This window comes from Legionella sp., from assembly GCF_965140895.1.
Taxonomy (GTDB): Bacteria; Pseudomonadota; Gammaproteobacteria; order Legionellales; family Legionellaceae; genus Legionella.
Genome location: NZ_CBCSKT010000105.1, coordinates 1 through 1,625, shown reverse-complemented (window position 1 = coordinate 1,625; position 1,625 = coordinate 1). Strand labels below are relative to the sequence as shown.

Below are 1,625 nucleotides of genomic sequence, written 5' to 3'. Positions count from 1 at the left end.
TAGGATTGATGCTGAAACGCATAAGTAGGCAATTGTTTTGCATCGCTTGCTAATCCATAAGGAGCATCATAAGTCTGCCAATTAATGTGATGTCCGTTTTCATAGAGCTGAGCGATTGCATCAGATAAGATTTGCCAGTCGGGGCGATTTCTTCTCAGTGAAGCAAGCCATAAAACCTGTTGTGATGGACTTGTCTGCTGTCTGGTAAAGGCTAATAAAACAGGTTGTGGTCCCATCTCAATAAAGGTTTGGTAGTTTTCTGAAATTAATTCCTTGATTCCTGTACTAAATTGTACCGTAGCCAGCACATGCTCGGTCCAATATTCTGCGTTGATGGCGGAAATTTCCTTGCCACTAACATTAGAGATAAGCACGAGTTTGGGTGCATGGTACTCAATGGTTTCGGCAATTTGCTTAAACTCAGCAATCATTGGGCGTAAAAGCTCTGAATGAAAAGCATGAGACACTTGCAACTCCGTACTGCGGATTCCTTGTTGTTGACATTGCTGGTTTAATTGGCGAATAGCTTCATCTTCGCCAGCAAATACCACTTGGCTAATGCTATTCACAGCAGCAATATTTAAGATTGCATCAGGTGACTGTGTTTTAAACTCGTGCATTAAGGCTTGAGCCCGGGTTTCATCCACATTCACGCTAAGCATGCTGCCTTCTTGTTGGGCTTGCATGAGTCTGGCTCGGGCGGCAATAAGTTTTAAACCATCCGCTAAACTCATAACTCCAGCTACAGTTGCTGCGACATATTCGCCTACGCTGTGGCCAATAACCGCCATAGGCAGAATTCCCCAGCTCATCCATAATTGCGCTAAAGCATATTGCAGAACAAACAACGCGGGTTGTGTATACTGAGTTTCATTTAATAAGGATGCCTGTTTTGGATCAAACATCACACTGGTCAGTGGTTCAGATAAATGATCTACCAATAATTGGCTGCATTGATCGACCTCCTGCTTAAATAAAGGATGGGTATTATAAAGTTCCCAGCCCATTCCTGAATATTGTGAACCTTGTCCAGTAAATAAAAAGGCGGTTTTCGTGGTATTTATTTCCGCAGCTTTATTCGTTGGCATTGTAGAGCGTAATTTCTCAATTAACTCCTGATGAGTTTGTACTGGAAACGCCAGGCGATAATCTAAAGCGCTGCGGTTAAGAGCAAGTTTATGGCATAAATTGGCTACATCAAGACTTGCATCGTCTTGAACGAAATCGGCTAATCGCGCTTGTTGGGCCGCTAAAGCTTCTGGGGTATGCCCTGATAAAGTGAGGACGTGTACCGGTCTTTCTGGTGTGTTCGCAGAGCGAGTATCCACCTCTGCCATTGGGGCTTCAGTAAGGATTAGGTGCGCATTGGTCCCAGTAAAACCAAAAGAACTCACCCCTGCATAGCGTATTTGTTTCTGCGTATCCGCGTTCCATGCTTGCAAGCTTGTAGGTACTTGTGCAGGTATAGATGCTAAGTCAATTAAGGGATTGACGGTTTCAAAATGTAAATTGGCTGGAATTTGTTGATGTTGTAACATCAAAATCGTTTTGATAAGACCGGCCATTCCCGCAGCCGCTTCCAAATGACCGATGTTGCTTTTCACCGAACCTATATACAAATCCTT

The 1,625-nt window shown here is 43.6% G+C and carries 1 protein-coding gene; it reads right to left on the bottom strand.

Going from position 1 to position 1,625, the window contains the following annotated elements:
- A partial coding sequence (locus tag ACQY7T_RS11285) for a type I polyketide synthase (protein WP_428413468.1) occupies positions 1 to 1,625 on the bottom strand: 1,625 nt, incomplete at both ends.